At 69.1% G+C, this 18,394-nt stretch carries 13 protein-coding genes and 1 pseudogene; 7 read left to right on the top strand and 7 right to left on the bottom strand.

Features of this window, described 5'->3' with window-relative positions:
- The first annotated feature begins 82 nt into the window (after nucleotides 1-82).
- Complete coding sequence (locus tag OV207_RS27565; RefSeq protein ID WP_267558036.1) at nucleotides 83-457, top strand: GFA family protein; 375 nt, start codon at nucleotides 83-85, stop codon at nucleotides 455-457.
- Between the two features lie 106 nt (nucleotides 458-563).
- Here the strand turns inward: OV207_RS27565 and OV207_RS27570 are convergent, their stop codons facing one another.
- The 7 genes and pseudogenes from OV207_RS27570 to OV207_RS27600 all read right to left on the bottom strand — a co-directional run bounded on the left by OV207_RS27570 (nucleotide 564) and on the right by OV207_RS27600 (nucleotide 8,178).
- Nucleotides 564-2,972 carry an Ig-like domain-containing protein gene (locus OV207_RS27570; RefSeq protein ID WP_420715267.1) on the bottom strand — a complete coding sequence of 803 codons (2,409 nt, stop codon included), beginning with the start codon at nucleotides 2,970-2,972 and terminating at the stop codon, nucleotides 564-566.
- Between the two features lie 250 nt (nucleotides 2,973-3,222).
- Nucleotides 3,223-3,672 (bottom strand): annotated as a pseudogene (locus OV207_RS27575) (integrase core domain-containing protein); the annotation flags it as partial.
- Between the two features lie 72 nt (nucleotides 3,673-3,744).
- Nucleotides 3,745-4,539, bottom strand: a complete 795-nt coding sequence (locus tag OV207_RS27580; protein ID WP_267558038.1) for a hypothetical protein — start codon at nucleotides 4,537-4,539, stop codon at nucleotides 3,745-3,747.
- Between the two features lie 79 nt (nucleotides 4,540-4,618).
- Nucleotides 4,619-5,787 (bottom strand): IS3 family transposase gene (locus OV207_RS27585; protein ID WP_267552771.1). Its coding sequence is split into 2 segments (ribosomal slippage): nucleotides 4,619-5,532 and nucleotides 5,532-5,787, totalling 1,170 coding nucleotides; the frame shifts between segments, so codons are not numbered across the junction.
- A gap of 19 nt (nucleotides 5,788-5,806) precedes the next feature.
- Nucleotides 5,807-6,604 (bottom strand): imm11 family protein, encoded by a 798-nt coding sequence (locus tag OV207_RS27590; RefSeq protein WP_267558039.1) that lies wholly within the window; start codon nucleotides 6,602-6,604, stop codon nucleotides 5,807-5,809.
- A 159-nt stretch (nucleotides 6,605-6,763) separates the two neighbouring features.
- Nucleotides 6,764-7,192 (bottom strand): hypothetical protein, encoded by a 429-nt coding sequence (locus tag OV207_RS27595; RefSeq protein WP_267558040.1) that lies wholly within the window; start codon nucleotides 7,190-7,192, stop codon nucleotides 6,764-6,766.
- A gap of 11 nt (nucleotides 7,193-7,203) precedes the next feature.
- On the bottom strand, nucleotides 7,204-8,178 hold the full coding sequence (locus tag OV207_RS27600) for an AraC family transcriptional regulator (protein ID WP_267558041.1): 975 nt from the start codon (nucleotides 8,176-8,178) through the stop codon (nucleotides 7,204-7,206).
- Nucleotides 8,179-8,271: 93 nt separating this feature from the next.
- Between OV207_RS27600 and OV207_RS27605 the strand changes: the two genes are divergently transcribed.
- From OV207_RS27605 to OV207_RS27630, 6 genes are all read left to right on the top strand, one after another.
- The gene (locus tag OV207_RS27605) at nucleotides 8,272-8,700 is read left to right on the top strand and encodes a nuclear transport factor 2 family protein (protein WP_267558042.1); all 429 of its coding nucleotides are present in this window, start codon (nucleotides 8,272-8,274) and stop codon (nucleotides 8,698-8,700) included.
- Nucleotides 8,697-9,548, top strand: a complete 852-nt coding sequence (locus tag OV207_RS27610) for an NmrA family NAD(P)-binding protein (protein ID WP_267558043.1) — start codon at nucleotides 8,697-8,699, stop codon at nucleotides 9,546-9,548. Before OV207_RS27605 ends, OV207_RS27610 begins: the two co-directional genes overlap by 4 nt.
- A 214-nt stretch (nucleotides 9,549-9,762) precedes the next feature.
- Nucleotides 9,763-11,646, top strand: coding sequence for a methylmalonyl-CoA mutase family protein (locus OV207_RS27615; protein ID WP_267558044.1), 1,884 nt, complete (start codon nucleotides 9,763-9,765; stop codon nucleotides 11,644-11,646).
- Entirely contained in the window at nucleotides 11,646-13,835 is a 2,190-nt protein-coding gene (gene scpA, locus OV207_RS27620) for a methylmalonyl-CoA mutase (RefSeq protein WP_267558045.1), read from the top strand. The genes OV207_RS27615 and scpA overlap by 1 nt, the downstream gene beginning before the upstream one ends.
- Complete coding sequence (meaB, locus tag OV207_RS27625; RefSeq protein WP_267558046.1) at nucleotides 13,832-14,815, top strand: methylmalonyl Co-A mutase-associated GTPase MeaB; 984 nt, start codon at nucleotides 13,832-13,834, stop codon at nucleotides 14,813-14,815. The genes scpA and meaB overlap by 4 nt, the downstream gene beginning before the upstream one ends.
- A gap of 75 nt (nucleotides 14,816-14,890) precedes the next feature.
- Nucleotides 14,891-18,358 carry a methylmalonyl-CoA mutase family protein gene (locus OV207_RS27630; protein ID WP_267558047.1) on the top strand — a complete coding sequence of 1,156 codons (3,468 nt, stop codon included), beginning with the start codon at nucleotides 14,891-14,893 and terminating at the stop codon, nucleotides 18,356-18,358.
- The last annotated feature ends 36 nt before the right edge of the window (nucleotides 18,359-18,394 follow it).

Raw genomic sequence — 18,394 nt, forward strand, 5'->3', positions numbered from 1 at the left:
GAGCGGGCATCGAGCGTCGCAGCACCGACAGAGCGGCCTCCCCATGCTCCTGGCGCGGGTGCTCCGGGTTGATGATGGCGGGATGAGCGCAACCCCGTCCCTGAAGGGAAGCTGTCACTGCGGTGCGACGCGGTTCGAGGTCACCGCGCCTCCGGAGGAGGTCACCCGCTGCAACTGTACGTTCTGCTCCAAGCGGGGGCCGCTCTGGGCCTACTACGCACCGGAGCAGGTGAAGTTCACGAGCCGCGAGCAGGTGGGCACGTACGACCGCAACGCGCCCGTCGCGCACCACCACTGCCAGACCTGCGGCTGTGGCACCTGGACGGACGTCCCCCTCTTCGAGAATGACGCCATCGTCCCCGGCAGGTTCAAGGTCGGGCTCAACTCGCGGCTGTTCGACGACTTCAACCTGGACGCCGTGCGCGTGGTGTTCCTGGACGGGCGCAACCTCTGGTAGCGGCGACTTCGCGGGCGCCGGGAAGAACGACTCCCACCATGGCCACGGCGAACTGCATGCGCGCCTCCCACAGAGCAGGGAGGCGCGCATCAGGGCTTCAGTGGAGTCAGTACACCACCACCGAGGCGTAGACACTGGTGCCGTTCGTGTAGGCCACCAGGGCGCCGCCGTTCGACGGGAGCGCCGCGACCGCTGGCGCGGCGCCCAGCCCCACCGTCCTGACATCCGTGGCCAGAATCATGGCGGCCCCCACGAGCATCCGGTCCAACTGGATGTCGCCCGTCCCCCGCTGGGTGGCGATGTAGCCGTTGCCGAGCGCATCCGCGTCAATCGTCCGGAGGGAACCGGGACCGACGTCCGTGGGGAGGCCCGGCACCTGGGTGCTCGTCCCCGTCGCGGACATGGGGATGACGTCCACGTTGTTGTCCCCGTTGGAGCCCGTGACGTAGATGAAGCCGTTGGAGCCCGTCCAGTCCGAGAAGAAGGCCTGCCCCGGCGGGGAGCTCTGCGGGCCGAAGCTGGTCCCCTGGTCGCTGCTGCGACGGATGCGGAAGGAGGGGTCGTCGCTCACCGAGAAGACTTCTCCGCTGATCTTGTCCACGAGGACGTCGAAGAAGGCATTGTTCTGGTCCACGTCCGTCGCGCTGAAGTCGTTCGCGCCTCGCGCGAAGTTCCGGAGGACGCGGACCCCTGCGCCGCCTCGCGAGACGGAGATGTAGAGGGCGTCGCCCCTGGAATCCAGGCTGACGGTGGCGTTGGCCGCCGCGCTGAGGGTTCGCGGCGCCTCCCAGCTCGCTCCCGCGTCGACGGTCCGGGTGAACAGCACCACGCCCGGGCTCGCCGTAGCCGCGACGTACGCGACTCCCGTGGGGCCGCCTTCAATCGCGACCTCCGCCGCGTTGGTGATTCCCAGGGGAGTGGGCCCCACCCAGGTCTGGCCACGGTCCACGCTCACGCTGACGTGCACAGCGCCATCGCACCTCATGACGACGTAGAAGCGCCCCAGTGCATCCACCGCCACCTTGCGCCCCGTGTTCGTGTTGGCCGTGGTGCAGCTCAGCGTCCCGCTGACGAGCGTGGGGGGCACATTCGAGAAGGCATCCAGTTGGCAAGCGGCATCGCAGCCATCCCCGGGGGTCGTGCCGCCATCGTCGCACTGCTCTCCCGTGATGCTGTCCACCAGGCCGTCGCCGCACAGCTCCACGCCCTGGCAGTCCGCTCGGCAGCCGTCCCCCGCGACGCGGTTGCCGTCGTCACACACCTCACCCGAATCAACGGTGCCGTCCCCGCAGACAGGCGGCCCCCTGACGGTGACGCTGACCGTGGCGGTGTTGGAGGTCAGCGCGCCATCGCTGGCCGTGAAGGTGAACGGGTCCTCCCCCTGGAAGTCCGCGGCCGGCGTGTAGAGCCACTGGGCGCCCGTCCCGGACAGGGTCCCGTAAACGGGGGGAGTCGTCACGGTGTACGTGAGCGCGTCACCGTCCACGTCCGTGGCCGCCAACGTGATGGGCGTCGACGTGTTGTAGCCCACCGTCACCGTGGCGGAGGCAGCCACGGGCGCGTCATTGACCGGGGTCACCGTGACCGAGACGGTGGCCGTTGCCTGCTTCCTTCCGTCGGAGACCGTGACCTGGAAGGCGTCCTCTCCGGCGAAGTTCGCGTTCGGGGTGTACGTCACCGTGGCCCCTGAGAGCGTGAGCGTGCCATGGCCCGGCGTGGTGAAGGCGAAGGCAAGCGCGTCGCCATCCGGGTCCGCCGCGGGGAGGGTGATGTCCACCGAGGTGTCCTCGGGCGTGGTCGCGTGGACGTCCTCGACCGTGGGCGCTGAGTTGTTGTCGCAGACGCTCGGCTGTCCCGTGCAGGTGTAGCCCGGCTCCACTTCGCAGACGCTGTTGCAGCCGTCTCCAGAGAGCTGATTGCCGTCGTCACAGACTTCGGGTCCGCCCAGCACCCCATCACCACAGAGGACCCGCAGCGACGTCTCCACCGCGTCCACCAGGTAGAGCGCGAGCACCGCGCCCCTCAGGCGCACGTAGCGATAGGGCACGTTCCCCGGGTACCTCGCCACCGCCACGTGCGTCCCCAGGCCCAGCTCCACCAGGTGCAACGGGCTGGAGCCAATGAACGTCCCATCCGCCTTCAGGAAGTCCACCTGGGCCACCAGCGCCAATGACAGACCCTTGTAGTAGACGCGCAGGTCGCCGGTGCCCTCCTCGCCCTGGCCCAGGTCCAGCACCAGCGCCGAGTTGAGCAAGCCCAGCAGTGTCGCGGCCTGCCCGTCCGGAGCGCCCAGCGCCGCGCCCGCGTTGAGCACCGTCGCCGTGGTGCCCGACGCCACCGCGTCCGCATACGGGTCCCACATCAACAAGGCCTCCGGACGTTCACGCGTCAACGCCCCGTCATCCCCTTGCGACGCTCCCCTCTCCTCCGGGGCCTCCACACCGCACGCCCCCAGCGACAAGGCCAGCATCACACCCAGCCCCCACGACCCCAGCACACCAGGACGACTTTGCATTGAGTGTCCCCCACCGAGGAGCAGGATGGAGTCCAGGATGGACCATCCCCCCAGGGAATGAACGACGCCTCTCCTCGCACCCGGCAGCTCGGCGCGCAAGACATGGATGGCCAACGTCCTCAGGCCATCTGCCGACAAGCACTTGAGTCGCATGGATACAACAACCATTGATGCAAGAAGAGGGAGGGCACACTCAACCGGTCAGGGCAACGGAACCTGCCAACGTGAATGAGACAGTGGATTCGTGAGATTACTGCGCAGCCTGATGTGAGTTGGCAATCCGCGCGGGGTTGTTGCTCCAGACGGCGTTCGGTAGGGCCTGCGGCTTCGGTGGGCCGCGAGAGAAGCGCTCTGGGTGGGCGTCGTAGGCCGCCGCGAGCACGTCGGCTCGGGCCGCGAGACGCGCTTCAGCGTGGTCGTAGTGCACGTCGTGGGGCGTCAGCAGATCCAGCCCCGCGGTGGTGCTCCTTGTTGTACCAGCGGAAGAAGTCGCCGCAGCAGCCTTGGGCGTCCTCAAGGCAGCCCAAGCGGTGGGAAAGTCAGGCCGGTACTTCAGCGTCTTGAAGTGGGCCTCGCTGAAGGGGTTGTCGTTGGAGACGTGGGTCCTGGAGTGAGTCTTCGTCACGCCGAGGCCCGCCATCAGCAGGGCCACGGGCTTGGACGTCATGGAGGAGCCGCGGTCGGCGTGAATCGTCAGCTGCCGGGTGGGCTTCGCCGGGCCGTTCAGCCTGGCAATATCCCAACGTAGGCCATGTCATTCCCGAACTGAGGCTCATCCCGCCCGCCACGCTTGCGGTCCAGGCAGCGGTGTTCCGAGTGGAATCCTCGCGAGTTCGGGGAGCAGCTCATACGCAGGGAGGGGCCCCAGACCCTCCAGCTCCGCGAGCCGCAGGAGCGCCAGCCCGTCGAGGTAGACCCTCCCCGTCGTCGCCGCGACCTCCTCGTCGAAGTCGAGCTGCTTGCGATAGGCGCGATACTCACGCCTGCGTTCGGCCACGAGCGTCTGGAGCGCCTGGGAGAAACGATCCGGATCCTTCTCCATCAGCTTACGACATGCGTGCAATCGCATGTCCGGGTCGCCCTGCTCCACCACGATCGCCCAGCGCTCCAGCGTCAGTTCCAGTCCCGCGATGTCTCGGGGCGCGAGCATCCAGAGGTGCAGGAAGCGGGAGAAGAGAAAGTCCTCTTCGTATTCGAGGTCCTGCGCATGCCGCGTCGGGGAAAGGCGTGCGATGGCACGAGCCGCGTCCAGGTCACCGGAGGCCAGCGCATCACTGAAGCCGCAGTTGTCACTGGCGAGCAGGAATCCCGGTTCGCAGCCCTGCTCCTCTTGAGATGTACGCTCCAGCAAGGCGAGCCGTGCCTGTCCGGACTTGCAGAGGAGGTCCGCGAATCCTTCCATGTCCGAGTCTTGAAGCAGGGTGCAGAGCGCCAATACCCGGTAGCACACCGCTGCATTCGAGAAGAGTTCGGCCGAGGGCTCGTGCGCTTGCGCGAGGGCCTCCAGCGTTTCCGCAAGGTTCAAGGATTGATTGTGGCGAGCGTTCTCGACGTAGTCGTGACTCATGGAGTCAGGGCCACCCTGGCACCGTCAGGATAGAAGGTAGGGCCCATGTGAGCTTGCCCGGTTTTCGTGGACAGGTGGGTTACGCAGCCAACGGCACCTGTGAGGCGGCCTTCTCGAACTCGACGGGGCTGACGTAGCCGAGCGAGGAGTGCCGCCGCTTGCGGTTGTAGAACACCTCGATGAACTCGAACAAGGCGGACTTCGCGGACTCGCGCGTCAGGAAGTCTACCTCGTGCACCAACTCCGTCTTCAGGGTGGAGAAGAAGCTCTCCGCCACGGCGTTGTCCCAGCAGTTGCCTTTGCGACTCATGCTGCACTGGATGCCGCGGGCGGCGAGGGCTCGCTGGTAGTCTTCACTGGCGTATTGGCTGCCGCGATCCGAGTGGTGCAACAGCCCCTTGGGGGGACGGCGGCCCTTGAGCGCCATGTCGAGGGCCGAGAGCACCAGGTGCCGGTCGATGCATCGGTCCATGGCCCAGCCGATGACGCGCCGACTGAAGAGGTCCAGCACGACGGCCAGGTACAACCAGCCCTCTCGCGTGGGCACGTAGGTGATGTCCGTCACCCAAGCCCGGTCGGGCTTGGATGGATTGAAGTCGCGAGCGAGCACGTTGGGTGCCACCGGCAGGCCGTGCTTGGAGTCCGTGGTGTGCACGAAGCGCCGGCGCCGACGGGCCCGCAGCCCGGCCTCGCGCATCAGCCGGGCCACGCGATGCCGGCCTACGTGCTGCCCCTGCGCCTTCAGCTCGGCGCGCACACGCGGGCTGCCGTAGGTGCGGCGGCTGTCCTGGTGCACCTGCTGGATTCGCTCCGCCAGCGCCGCATTGGCCTTCTGGCGGGCGGACGCCTCCCGCCCCTCCCAGGCGTAGTAGCCCGCTCGCGACACCTCCAGCACACGACACAGCAGGGCTACCGGGTAGCTCGCCTTCTTCTCCTGGATGGCCGCGAACCTCACGTGCTCTCCCTGGCGAAGAAGGCCGCCGCGTTTTTTAGGATTTCACGCTCCATCCGCAGCTGGCGTACCTCGCGGCGCAGCTGGGCGAGTTCTTCCTTCTCACCCGTCGTCAGCGCCCCGGACGGCCCCTGGCCTGCATCGGTTCGTGCCTGCCTCACCCAGGTTTCCAGGGCGCTGCGCGTCAGGTCCAGGTCCTTGGCCACCTGCGCCCGGGACTTGCCCTCCTCCAGCACCTGCTTCACCACCCGGGCCTTGAACTCCGGCGTGTACTTCCTTCGCTCTCGTCTCGGCATCATCGTGGACATCCTTCGGTCACCTCATCTCGGGTGTCCACAAAACCCGGGGAGGCTCAATGATCCCCTCCTGCTCGAAGAGGTCCTTGAGGTCCCCTCGCACGACGGGAATCGATGGGACCGTGGCCGTGCGGAAGAGCCTGGCTCCGGGAGTGATTTTGTTCTCGTCCAGGGCAAGGCGCCTTACGAACACGAGGCGACGGGGATTGAACTCACTCGCATCTCCTTCGCTGCGAGCCATGTCCACACAATCCTGGGCCCCAATAACATTCGCGATATAGCAGTCTTCACTGGCGACGCGCCCACGGTGATTGAGGAGCGTGAAGCGAAGAAATTCGATGTCGGCACCCGCATGGCGCTCAAGGAGCGCTTTCATTCTCGCGGAAACCATGAGGTACCCGAGTGCATTGGGAATGACGTCAGCGATCTTCAACCCCTTCTCCTCCTTGGCCCTCTGGAAGCGCAACCCAGACGGATAGGCATCACCCATGCGCACGCCAAGGCCGGGCTTGTGGATGTCGGGCATGCCGTCTGGCATCTTGAAGATGGCGCAGTGTCCATCCAACACCTCACTCACCAGCAGGAAATACTTGTTCGCCCCTTGGGGGACCGAGGACATTTCCATCTCCTGTTGCGCCAATTCACTTCGCATACAACCGGTAAGCCGACCGAGCCCGGTGAAACCTTCGGACACCATGGGAATCGTGTGTCCACGCGCGGGCTCGTTTTGATGGGCCTCCTCGTCATGGACTGACACCTCGTCCACAGGCGCAATGCGCAGGATGCCCCCACTGCTGGCGACGCAGCTGCTTTCCACGTCCAACCCCAACGCAGACACCACTCCCATGCCAGTGACCGCAAGCACACGGCATACGAACCTTTCATACCATGTCATCCAGGGGGCTCGCCATGGGCAGGACATTCCACGGGGCCGCCGGAGGTCGAGTCCTCCAGCGGCCCGTGAATCACCACCTGCTCAGTTCGCGGTGAACGTCGTGTCGTTGCGGTACAGCAACGTCTGGGACCAGTCCGCCGTGTAGACCAGCGTGTCCACGCGGTAGGTGCCCGCGCCCAGCGACGTGGGGATGACGAACGCGGACATGTAGGAGCGCGTCTGGCCCGCGGTGATGACCTGCGCCGTGCACGCGCGGTCCGTCACCAGCGCTGAGTTGCCCGCATTGCGAATCTCATACTTCACCACCACCGTGCGCGCGGAGGACGGCGTGACGGAGCCCGTCACGTTGAACGTCTGGCCGCGCGCCACCCTCGTCGGGCTCACCGTCGCCTTCGTCGTGGTGGGCTGCGACGTCGGGGGCGGCTGCGTGATGCCCGCGTAGGAGTTCTTGAAGACCGCCGCGGCGTTGGGGAACTCCGCAACGAAGGTGTTGCCGCCGTTGTTGGCCACGTTTTGAGATTCTACATGTCAATCAATCCCTGACGTTTTTCACGGAGCGTGGGCGTCCGCCGATACGCGCCGGGTCCCACGCCCCAGCGGCGCTTGAAGGCCTTGCTGAACGCGGGCGCGCTCTCGTAGCCCGCGCGCTCGGCGATGGCGTCCAGGCTGTCATCGGATTCGTGCAGCCAGCGCGCGGAGCGGGTCATCCGCCAGTTGGACAGGTATTGCAGCGGTGTCTCGCCCACCAGCGCGTGGAAGCGCGCGGCGAACCCGGAGCGAGACAGGCCCACGGCCGCCGCCAGTCGCTCCACCGTCCAGGGGTCGCCGGGCCGCTCGTGCATGAGGGACAGCGCGTTTCCAATGGCCGGATCCGCCAGGGCCTTCCAGCCCGCCTCGCCCGGCTTCGCGAGCACGGCCTGGGCGCGCAGCGCGTGCACCAGCAGCACGTCCGCCAGCCGTCCGAGCACGAGCGCGCTCCCCGGTCCCGGCGCGGCGGTCTCCGCGGAGATGAGCTGCACCGTGGCCGCGAGCCAGGGCGCCCTGCCGGGCTCCTGCGTGGACAGGTGGATGACGGAGGGGAAGGCGCGCAGCAGCGGATGCGTGGCGCCCGCCCCCAGTTGGAAGCAGCCGGTGATCAGCGTGGTGCCCGCGCCGGGCCCGCCCAGCCGGAGGGGCACGCCCGCGGAAGCCCGGAGCTGCTCGTTGGAGATGAAGTCGCGGACCGCTGGCGCCTTCCGGGTGCCATCGTCCAGCACGTGGGCGGGCGCACGCGGCAGCAGCACCACGTCGCCCGCGGACATGAACACCGGCTTCGCCGTGCCCTCCACCTGGAGGCGCAGGCTGCCCCGCGCCACCACGTAGAACGAGGCGTTCGCCTTGCGCGGCATGCGCAGCGCCCATGGCGCGCCCAGGTCGACGCGGCCGAAGAGCAGCGTCTTGAAGCGCAGGGTCTCCAGCACGTCGGAGACGACGTCGGTCTTTTCGTCCACGGGCATTGGACTCCTGGACAGTTCTTTTGGACGCAGTGACATTGAGCGTCCATAACGCCAGCCCCATTCTAGGTCCATCACCTCTCGATGGAGCCTCCCATGGACCGCACCGCAGCCCCTTCCCCCGACCTGGCCCGCGTGATGGACGCGCACCTCGCGCTCATCGGCACGGATGTCGAACGCTGGCTGAGCCTGTTCGCCGACGACGCCGTCGTTGAATTCCCCTACGCCCCCTCGCTCGGCGCGTCCTCGCGCCTGGAGGGCATCGAGGCCATCCGGGGCTACTTCGTGCCCATCACGCAGCGGTTCCAGGGGCTCGCCTTCACGGACCTCCGGCGCTACCCGACCACGGACCCGGACGTCGCCTGGATGGAGGTCCACGGCACGGCGACCCTGCTGCCGGGCCACGTGCACTACGAACAGGACTACGTGATGCGGCTGCACCTGCGCGAGGGACGCATCGTGCGCTACGCCGAGTACTGGAACCCCATGGCCGTCCCGTCGTCCTTCGTGAAGGAGCAGGCATGAAGCCGCGCATCCTCGTCATCGGCGCCGCTGGCAACACGGGCCGTCCCCTCGCGCAGGGGCTGGTCGCGGAAGGGTTCCGGGTGCGGACCGCCACGCGGAGCACCACGCCCCCGCTCGCGTCCGCCGAACATGTGCGCTTCGACTGGGCGGACCCCACGACGCACGACGCGGCGCTGGAGGGGGTGGACCGGATGTACCTGCTGGCCCCCGGGCTGGTGGAGGACCCCTCCGTCCTCATGTGCCCCTTCATCGAACGCGCGTTGGCGCGGAGCGTGCGGCGCGTGGTCGTGCTCAGCGCCTCCGCCATCCCGGAGGGAGCCCCGGGAATGGGGCAGGTGCACCGCCTGCTGCGCGAACGCGCTCCGGAGTGGAGCGTGCTGCAGCCCTCGTGGTTCATGCAGAACTTCACCGACCCGCGCCACCACCACGGGGCGAGCCTCCGGCGCGACGGCACGCTGAGGTCCGCCACGGGCGAGGGACGCGTGGGGTTCGTGGACGCGGCGGACATCGCGGCGGTGGGCGTCCGCGCGCTCGCGGATGAGGCCTCGCATGACACCGCGCACGTCATCACCGGGCCGCGGGCCCTGAGCTACGACGACCTCGCGGCGGTCATCTCGAAGGTGGCGGGCCGGCCCGTCCAGCACGTGCACCTGGGCCCGGAGGAGGCGCGAAGACACATGCAGGACGCGGGCATGCCGGAGACCTACGCGCGCCTGCTCGTGGGGCTGGACGCGCTCATCCGCGAGGGGGCCGAGGACCGCGTGACGGACACCGTGCAACGCATCACGGGAAGGCCGCCGCGCGACTTCGAGTCCTTCGCTCGGGCCCACGCCAGCGTCTGGCGTTGACCCCGGCGGGCCTGACGCCGGACGCGAGGGGCCCACGGTGTGCAGCCGCACCCGGGCCGCGCCGTCACGCATGGGCGGTGGCTTCGCTTGGGGGGGCCTGGTGACTACATGGCGCCCCCCGCCACCATCCCATTGCCCCGGGCTGGCATTGCGCCTATGGGAAGGGAACGGCACGGTCCGTCGGACGGTGCTCCCCTTCCCGCGAGGACGCCGCATGTCGTCAGAGCCTCTTCCCATCGCCACCCAGTTCCCTCCCCCTCCCGTCGAGGAATGGCGTCGGCTGGTGGACAAGGACCTGAAGGGCAAGCCCTTCACGGTGCTCCAGTCGCCCCTGGAAGGCGGCCTGTCCCTCCAGCCGCTCTACACGCCCCAGGACGCTCCCGCCCCCTCCGAGCCCCCCGGCGTCGCACCCTACGTGCGGGGCACCCATCCCCTGGGCCACACCGAAGGGGGCTGGGTGGTGTGCCAGGAGTACGCCGGCCCCGACGTGGCCCGGACCGCCGAAGCGCTCCACAACGACCTGGAGCGCGGCTCCCAGGGCGTCTGGCTGGTGTTGGACGCGCCGCACGGCGTGGAGGTGAAGGACGCGGCCACGCTGGAGCGCCTGCTCGCGAACGTGCCGCTGGACCGCACGCCGGTGCACTTCGAGCCGACCACCGACCTGCTCACGCCCGCCTCCCTCTTCCTCCAGTTCGCCCAGAAGCGCGGCGTCGCGAAGCAGGCCCTGAAGGGCAGCCTGGGCATCGACCCCGTGGGCGCGCTGGCCCGCCTGGGCACGGCGCGGGTGGACGTGACCGCGACCCTGGCCAAGGCCGCGCCGCTGGTGACGTCGCTGTTGAAGGACGCTCCGGGCCTGCGCCCGCTGCTCGTGTCGTCGCGGGCCTGGGCGGACGCGGGCGCCACGTCCGTGCATGAGCTGGCGTGGGCCATCGCCACCGGCGTGGAGTACCTGCGCGAGCTGGAGCGCGCGGGTGTGGCCCCCGGCGACACGGCGCGCTCCCTCCAGTTCGCCCTGTCCGTGGGCGGCCAGTTCTTCCCGGAGATCGCCCGGCTGCGCGCGGCGCGGCTGCTCTGGTCCAAGGTCGTCGCCGCCTCCGGAGGTCCGCCGGAGTCGCAGGCCATGGTGCTGCACGCGCGCACCGCCAGCGCCACCAAGACGCAGCGCGACCCGTGGGTGAACATCCTGCGCGCCACCGCGGAGTCCTTCGCCGCCGTGATGGCGGGCGCGGACAGCGTGAGCACGTCCCCCTACGACGAGCCCCTGGGCACGCCCGACGAACAGGGCCGGCGCCTCGCGCGCAACACGCAGCTCATCCTGCGCGACGAGTCCAGCCTCAACCGCGTCGCGGACCCCGCGGGCGGCAGCTACTACCTGGAGCAGCTCACCGGCGACATCGCCCGCGCGGCCTGGGCGGAGTTGCAGCGCATCGAGGCCCTGGGCGGCATCACGAAGGCGCTCGTGCAGGGCGACGTGGCCCGCGTCCTCGCGGAGACGCGCGCCGCCCGTGACAAGGCCGTGCGCACCCGGAAGCTGCCCATCGTGGGCGTCAGCGAGTTCCCCCACCTGAACGAGGCCCCCGTGCGGCGCGAGGCCCACGCCGCCGCGCCCGTGCAGGGCGAGGGCGTCGTCGCGCCGCCGCGCCCCTTCCGGATGTCGGAGGCCTTCGAGTCCCTGCGCGACGCGAGCGACCGCTACCACGCCGCGCACGGCGTCCGTCCGCGCGCCTTCATGGCGAACCTGGGCACGGTGGCGGAGCACACCGCGCGCTCCACCTGGATCTCCAACGTGCTGGCCGTGGGCGGCATCGAAGCCGACGAACACCGGGGCTTCCCGGACGCGGCCGCCGCCGCGGAGCTGTTCGCGAAGGCGGGCACGACGCTCGCCGTCATCTCCGGCCCGGACTCGCTCTACCCGGAGCAGGTGCCCGCGCTCGTCGCGGCCCTCAAGGCGAAGGGGGCGCGCACGGTCGCCGTCGCGGGCCGTCCCGGTGAGCACGAGGCCGCCTTCCGCGCGGCCGGTGTCGATACCTTCCTCTACGCAGGAGCGGACCTGTTCCAGCTCCTGAAGACGCTGCACGCGCAGCTGGGAGTGGCCTGATGCGCCCCACCGTTCCGGACTTCTCCCGCGTCGCCTTCGACGCCCCCGAGACGCAGCCCGCGCCCGCCGCGCTCGACGCGCAGCGCGCCCACGCGAGTGAAGCCACGCGCGCCGCCGAGCGCTGGGACACCCCCGAGGGCATCCCCGTCAAGCCGCTCTACGGCCGCGAGGACCTGGAGGGCGTGGAGCACCTGGGCTCGCTGCCCGGCCTGCCCCCGTTCGTGCGCGGCCCCTACGCCACCATGTACGTGCAGCAGCCGTGGACGGTGCGCCAGTACGCGGGCTTCTCCACCGCGGAGGCGTCCAATGCCTTCTACCGGCGCAACCTGGCGGCCGGCCAGAAGGGCCTGTCCATCGCGTTCGACCTGGCCACGCACCGGGGCTACGACAGCGACCATCCGCGCGTCGCGGGCGACGTGGGCATGGCGGGCGTGGCCATCGACTCCATCAAGGACATGCGCATCCTGTTCGACCGAATCCCGCTCGACCAGATGAGCGTGTCGATGACGATGAACGGCGCCGTCCTGCCCGTGCTCGCGCTCTACGTGGTCGCGGCCGAGGAGCAGGGCGTGAAGCCCGAGCAGCTCAGCGGGACCATCCAGAACGACATCCTCAAGGAGTTCATGGTCCGCAACACGTACATCTATCCGCCCGGACCCTCGATGCGAATCATCGGGGACATCTTCAAGTACACGGCGGAGAAGATGCCGCGCTTCAACAGCATCAGCATCAGCGGCTACCACATGCAGGAAGCCGGCGCGACGCAGGACCTGGAGCTGGGCTACACGCTGGCGGACGGCGTGGAGTACGTGCGCGCGGGCCTCGCCGCCGGCCTGGGCGTGGACGCGTTCGCCCCGCGCCTGTCGTTCTTCTGGGCCATCGGGATGAACTTCTTCATGGAGGTGGCGAAGATGCGCGCCGCCCGCCTCCTCTGGGCCCGCCTCATCAAGGGCTTCAACCCGAAGAGCGACAAGAGCCTGGCGCTGCGCACCCATTGCCAGACGTCCGGCTGGAGCCTCACCGCGCAGGACGTCTACAACAACGTCGTGCGCACCTGCGTGGAGGCCATGGCCGCGACGCAGGGCCACACCCAGAGCCTGCACACCAACTCGCTGGACGAAGCCATCGCGCTGCCCACCGACTTCAGCGCGCGCATCGCCCGCAACACCCAGCTCTACCTCCAGTTGGAGAGCGGCACCACGCGCGTCATCGACCCGTGGGGCGGCAGCTACTACGTGGAGCGCCTCACCCACGAGCTGGCCCAGAAGGCCTGGGGCCACATCCAGGAAGTGGAGGCGCTGGGCGGCATGACCAAGGCCATCGAGGCGGGCCTGCCCAAGCTGCGCATCGAAGAGGCCGCCGCGCGCACCCAGGCGCGCATCGACTCCGGGCGTCAGGCCATCATCGGCGTGAACAAGTACCCGCCGGAGCGCGAGGACCGCATCGAGATCCTCAAGGTGGACAACTCCGCCGTGCGCGAGTCCCAGATTGCCCGCCTGCGCGAGCTGCGCGCCGAACGCAACGCGGAGGACGTGCGCCGCCGCCTGGACGCGCTCACCGAAGCGGGCCGCCGCAACGAAGGGAACCTGCTGGCGCTCGCCATCGACGCGGCGCGGGCGAAGGCCACCGTGGGTGAGATCAGCGACGCGCTCGAGAAGGTCTACGGGCGCTACGAGGCCACCGTGAGGAGCGTGTCCGGGGTGTATTCGGCGGAGGCCGGAGGGGCGCAGGGCATCGCGGAGGCGCGGGCGAAGGCGGACTCCTTCCTCGCGCGCTTCGGCCGCCGGCCGCGCATCCTCATCGCGAAGATGGGCCAGGACGGCCATGACCGGGGACAGAAGGTCATCGCCACCGCGTTCGCGGACCTGGGCTTCGACGTGGACATCGGGCCGCTGTTCCAGACGCCGGAGGAGTCCGCGCGCCAGGCGGTGGAGAACGACGTACACGTCGTGGGCGCCAGCTCCCTGGCGGCCGGCCACCTCACGCTCGTACCGCAGCTCAAGCAGGCCCTGAAGGCGCTGGGCCGCGAGGACATCATGGTGGTGGTGGGCGGCGTCATCCCCGCCCAGGACTACGAGCAGCTCAAGGCCGCGGGCGCCGCCGCCATCTTCGGCCCCGGCACCGTCATCGCGAAGGCGGCCCTCGAACTGCTCGACAAGCTGGCCGCCGCGCTGGAGGAAGAGGCGTGAAGTCGCTGCCCGCGGACACCTACGTGGACGGCGTGCGGGCGGGTGACCGGGCGGTGCTCGCGCGCGCCATCACCCTGGTGGAGAGCGAACACCCGCGCCACGCGGCGCTCGCGCAGGAGGTCCTCACGCGGCTCCTGCCCTCCACCGGCAGGAGCCGGCGCGTGGGCATCAGCGGCGTGCCGGGCGTGGGCAAGAGCACCTTCATCGACGCGCTGGGCATGCACCTGGTCGGACACGGGCACCAGGTGGCGGTGCTCGCCATCGACCCGTCCAGCAGCGTGTCCGGCGGCAGCATCCTGGGCGACAAGACGCGCATGTCGCGGCTGGCGCGCGAGCCCGCCGCGTACATCCGCCCCAGCCCCTCCAGCGGCACGCTGGGCGGCGTCGCGCGCAAGACGCGGGAGACGCTGCTGCTCTGCGAGGCCGCGGGCTTCGACGTGGTGCTGGTGGAGACGGTGGGCGTGGGCCAGTCCGAAACCGTGGTCGCGGACCTGGTGGACTTCTACCTGGTGCTGATGCTCGCGGGCGCGGGCGACGAACTGCAGGGCATCAAGCGCGGCATCCTGGAGGTGGCGGACATGGTCGCCATCAACAAGGCGGACGGCGACAACAAGCTCGCCGCGGCCCAGGCGCGCAGCCAGTACCGCGCCGCCCTGCACCTGATGCGCCCGGGCGCGGAGCCGGTCGTCACGACGTGCAGCGCCATGGAGGGCACCGGCATCGACCTGCTGTGGGACTCCGTGGAGTCCGTCGTCGCCCAGCGCGAGGCGTCCGGAGCGCTGGCCCAGCGCAGGACCCAGCAGCAGGTGGGCTGGATGTGGGCCATGGTGAACGACGGACTGCGGGCGGCCCTGCGAGCGCACCCCGACGTGGCCGCCCTCGTCCCCCGTCTGGAGCAGGACGTACGCGAAGGGCGCGCGACGCCCACGTCGGCCGCACTGCAGGTGCTGGGGGCCTTCCTTCCGCGTACGCAGGCCTGACGGGCCGCGTCGTGCGGACGGCAATGCCTGTCCCAATCGCTTGCCGGGCCCTCACCGCACTCCTAGTGTACGCCCGTGCGACACCCCCAACCGACGACCGCTCCCCAGCCCTACAAGCCGCGCTTCCACGTCCGCATCGTCACGGCCGCCAGCCTGTTCGATGGACACGACGCCGCCATCAACGTGATGCGCCGCCTGATGCAGTCCTCGGGCGCGGAGATCATCCACCTGGGGCACAACCGCTCCGTGGCGGAGATCGTCGACTGCGCCATCCAGGAGGACGCCCAGGGCATCGCCCTCACGTCCTACCAGGGCGGCCACGTCGAATACTTCAAGTACATGATCGACCTGCTGCGCGAGCGCGGCGCGAACATCAAGGTGTTCGGCGGCGGCGGCGGCACCATCCTCCCCACTGAAATCGAGGAGCTGCACCAGTACGGCGTCACGCGCATCTACTCGCCGGACGACGGCCGGGCCATGGGCCTGCAAGGGATGATCGACGACCTCATCTCCCAGTGCGACTTCGAGGTCCGTCCCCCGGACTTCAAGCCCCTCCTGAAGCAGCCCCTGCCGCGCGAGCCCGCGCGCATCGCGTCGCTCATCACCATCGCGGAGAACTTCGCGGAGGCCGGCGAGGAGCTGAGAGCCGCGCTTGCGAACGCCCGCGTGGAGCACCCGCGCGTGCCCGTGCTGGGCATCACCGGCACCGGCGGCGCCGGCAAGTCCAGCCTCGTGGACGAGCTGGTGCGCCGCTTCCTGGCGGACTTCCCGGACAAGACGCTCGCCGTGCTGTCGGTGGACCCGTCCAAGCGCAAGTCCGGCGGCGCGCTCCTGGGCGACCGCATCCGGATGAACGCCATCGACAACCCGCGCGTCTACATGCGCTCCATGGCGACCCGGCAGAGCAACCTGGCGCTGTCCCGGCACGTGGCCCACTCCATCGAGGTCTGCAAGGCGGCGGGCTTCGACCTCATCGTGGTGGAGACCTCCGGCATCGGTCAGTCGGACACGGAGATCACCGAGCACTCGGACGTGGCGCTCTACGTGATGACGGCCGAGTACGGCGCGGCGACGCAGCTTGAGAAGATCGACATGCTCGACTTCGCGGACGTCATCGCCATCAACAAGTTCGACAAGCGCGGCTCGCTGGACGCGCTGCGCGACGTGCGCAAGCAGTGGCGGCGCAACCACAACGCCTTCACCCTGCCCGAGGACGCGGTGCCCGTGCACGGCACCATCGCGTCGCAGTTCAACGACCCGGGCATGAACACGCTCTACCGGGCCATCATCGACGCGCTGGTGAAGAAGACGGGCGCGTCGCTGCCGTCCGGCTTCGCGCTCACGCCCGGCATGAGCGAGAAGAAGTGGATCATCCCCCCGGAGCGCACCCGCTACCTGGCGGAGATCGTCGAAGCCTGCGAGTCCTACGACGGCTTCGTGCGCGCCCAGGCCGCCATCGCCCGGCGCATGTACCAGTTGCACGGCACCATCCAGGCCCTGCGCACCAACGTGGGCAAGAAGCGCCTGGAAATCGTTGAACCCAAGGACGCCTCCGACGTGGTGCAGGTGACGGAGCGCGTGGAGGGCGAGCCCGCGTACCTGGGTGACCTGGTCGCCCTGTACCAGGACCTGGAGAGCCGCCTGCACGCGGACTGCCGGCGCCTGCTGGCGGAGTGGCCGGCCACGAAGAAGCGCTACGCCGCGTCCAAGTACCAGTTCCAGGTGCGCGACAAGGTCATCGAGCTGGACCTCATCTCCGAGTCCCTCTCCCACCTGCGCATCCCCAAGATCTCCCTGCCCCGGTATGAAGACTGGGGCGACATCCTCACCTGGCTGCTGCGGGAGAACGCGCCGGGCGCCTTCCCGTTCACCGCGGGCGTCTTCCCGCTCAAGCGCGAGGGCGAGGACCCCGCGCGCATGTTCGCGGGCGAGGGTGGCCCGGAGCGCACCAACAAGCGCTTCCACTACGTGTCGCGCGGCCTGCCGGCGAAGCGCCTGTCCACGGCGTTCGACTCGGTGACGCTGTACGGCGAGGACCCGGACCACCGGCCGGACATCTACGGCAAGGTGGGCAACTCCGGCGTGTCCATCGCCAACGTGGACGACGCGAAGAAGCTCTACTCCGGCTTCGACCTGGCGGACCCGTCCACCTCCGTGTCGATGACCATCAACGGCCCCGCGCCCATGCTGCTGGGCTTCTTCCTCAACGCCGCCGTGGATCAGCAGTGCGAGAAGTGGATCCGCGCGCAGGGCAAGGTGGAGGAGGTCGAGAAGCGCATCGAGGAGCTCTACAAGGCGCGCGGCGTGCCGCGTCCGCGCTACCAGGGCGAGCTGCCCCAGGGCAACGACGGGCTGGGCCTGCTGCTGCTGGGCGTGTCCGGCGACGAGGTGCTGCCCCCGGAGGTCTACGCGAAGATCCGCGCGCAGACGCTCCAGGCGGTGCGTGGCACCGTGCAGGCGGACATCCTCAAGGAGGACCAGGCGCAGAACACCTGCATCTTCTCCACGGAGTTCGCGCTCCGGGTGATGGGCGACATCCAGCAGTACTTCATCGACCAGAAGGTGCGGAACTTCTACTCGGTGTCCATCTCCGGCTACCACATCGCGGAAGCCGGGGCGAACCCCATCTCCCAGCTCGCGTTCACGCTGGCCAACGGCTTCACCTTCGTCGAGTACTACCTGTCGCGCGGGATGCACATCGACGACTTCGCGCCCAACCTGTCGTTCTTCTTCTCCAACGGCATGGACCCCGAATACGCGGTGCTGGGGCGCGTGGCCCGCCGCATCTGGGCCAAGGCCATCCGGGACAAGTACGGCGGCAACGACCGCTCCCAGAAGCTGAAGTATCACATCCAGACGTCTGGCCGGTCCCTGCACGCGCAGGAGATTGCCTTCAACGACATCCGCACCACGCTGCAGGCGCTGCTGGCGCTCAACGACAACTGCAATTCCTTGCATACCAACGCGTATGACGAGGCCATCACCACGCCCACGGAGGAGAGCGTGCGGCGGGCGCTGGCCATCCAGCTGGTCATCAACAAGGAGTTCGGCCTGTCGAAGAACGAGAACCCCAACCAGGGCTCGTTCATCATCGAGGAGCTGACGGACATGGTGGAGGCGGCGGTGCTGGCGGAGTTCCGGGCCATCTCCGAGCGCGGCGGCGTGCTGGGCGCCATGGAGCGCATGTACCAGCGCTCCAAGATTCAGGAGGAGTCGCTCTACTACGAGATGCAGAAGCATGACGGGACGCTGCCCATCATCGGCGTGAACACCTTCCTGGACCCCAAGGGCTCTCCCACCGTGACGCCGCCGGAGGTCATCCGCGCGACGAAGGAGGAGAAGGACTACGCCATCACCGCCCGCGACGCCTTCTGGAAGCGCAATGAGAAGACGTCCGCGCAGGCGCTGGAGGCGGTGCGCCGCGCCGCACTGGACAACGGCAACGTGTTCGGCGCGCTGATGGACGCCTGCAAGGTGTGCACGCTGGGCCAGCTGTCCCGCGCGCTGTACGAGGTGGGCGGGCAGTACCGGCGCAACATGTAGAGGACCGGGGGCGACCGCGCCTGTTCGCGGTCGCCC

It is taken from the genome of Corallococcus sp. BB11-1 (assembly GCF_026626625.1).
GTDB lineage: Bacteria > Myxococcota > Myxococcia > Myxococcales > Myxococcaceae > Corallococcus > Corallococcus soli.

Excerpts from the sequence above, each read along its gene's own strand:
- OV207_RS27565 (WP_267558036.1), top strand. The coding sequence starts at position 83 with ATGAGCGCAACCCCGTCCCTGAAGGGAAGCTGTCACTGCGGTGCGACG.
- OV207_RS27570 (WP_420715267.1), bottom strand. The coding sequence starts at position 2,972 with ATGCAAAGTCGTCCTGGTGTGCTGGGGTCGTGGGGGCTGGGTGTGATG.
- OV207_RS27580 (WP_267558038.1), bottom strand. The coding sequence starts at position 4,539 with ATGAGTCACGACTACGTCGAGAACGCTCGCCACAATCAATCCTTGAAC.
- OV207_RS27600 (WP_267558041.1), bottom strand. The coding sequence starts at position 8,178 with ATGCCCGTGGACGAAAAGACCGACGTCGTCTCCGACGTGCTGGAGACC.
- OV207_RS27605 (WP_267558042.1), top strand. The coding sequence starts at position 8,272 with ATGGACCGCACCGCAGCCCCTTCCCCCGACCTGGCCCGCGTGATGGAC.
- OV207_RS27610 (WP_267558043.1), top strand. The coding sequence starts at position 8,697 with ATGAAGCCGCGCATCCTCGTCATCGGCGCCGCTGGCAACACGGGCCGT.
- OV207_RS27615 (WP_267558044.1), top strand. The coding sequence starts at position 9,763 with ATGTCGTCAGAGCCTCTTCCCATCGCCACCCAGTTCCCTCCCCCTCCC.
- scpA (WP_267558045.1), top strand. The coding sequence starts at position 11,646 with ATGCGCCCCACCGTTCCGGACTTCTCCCGCGTCGCCTTCGACGCCCCC.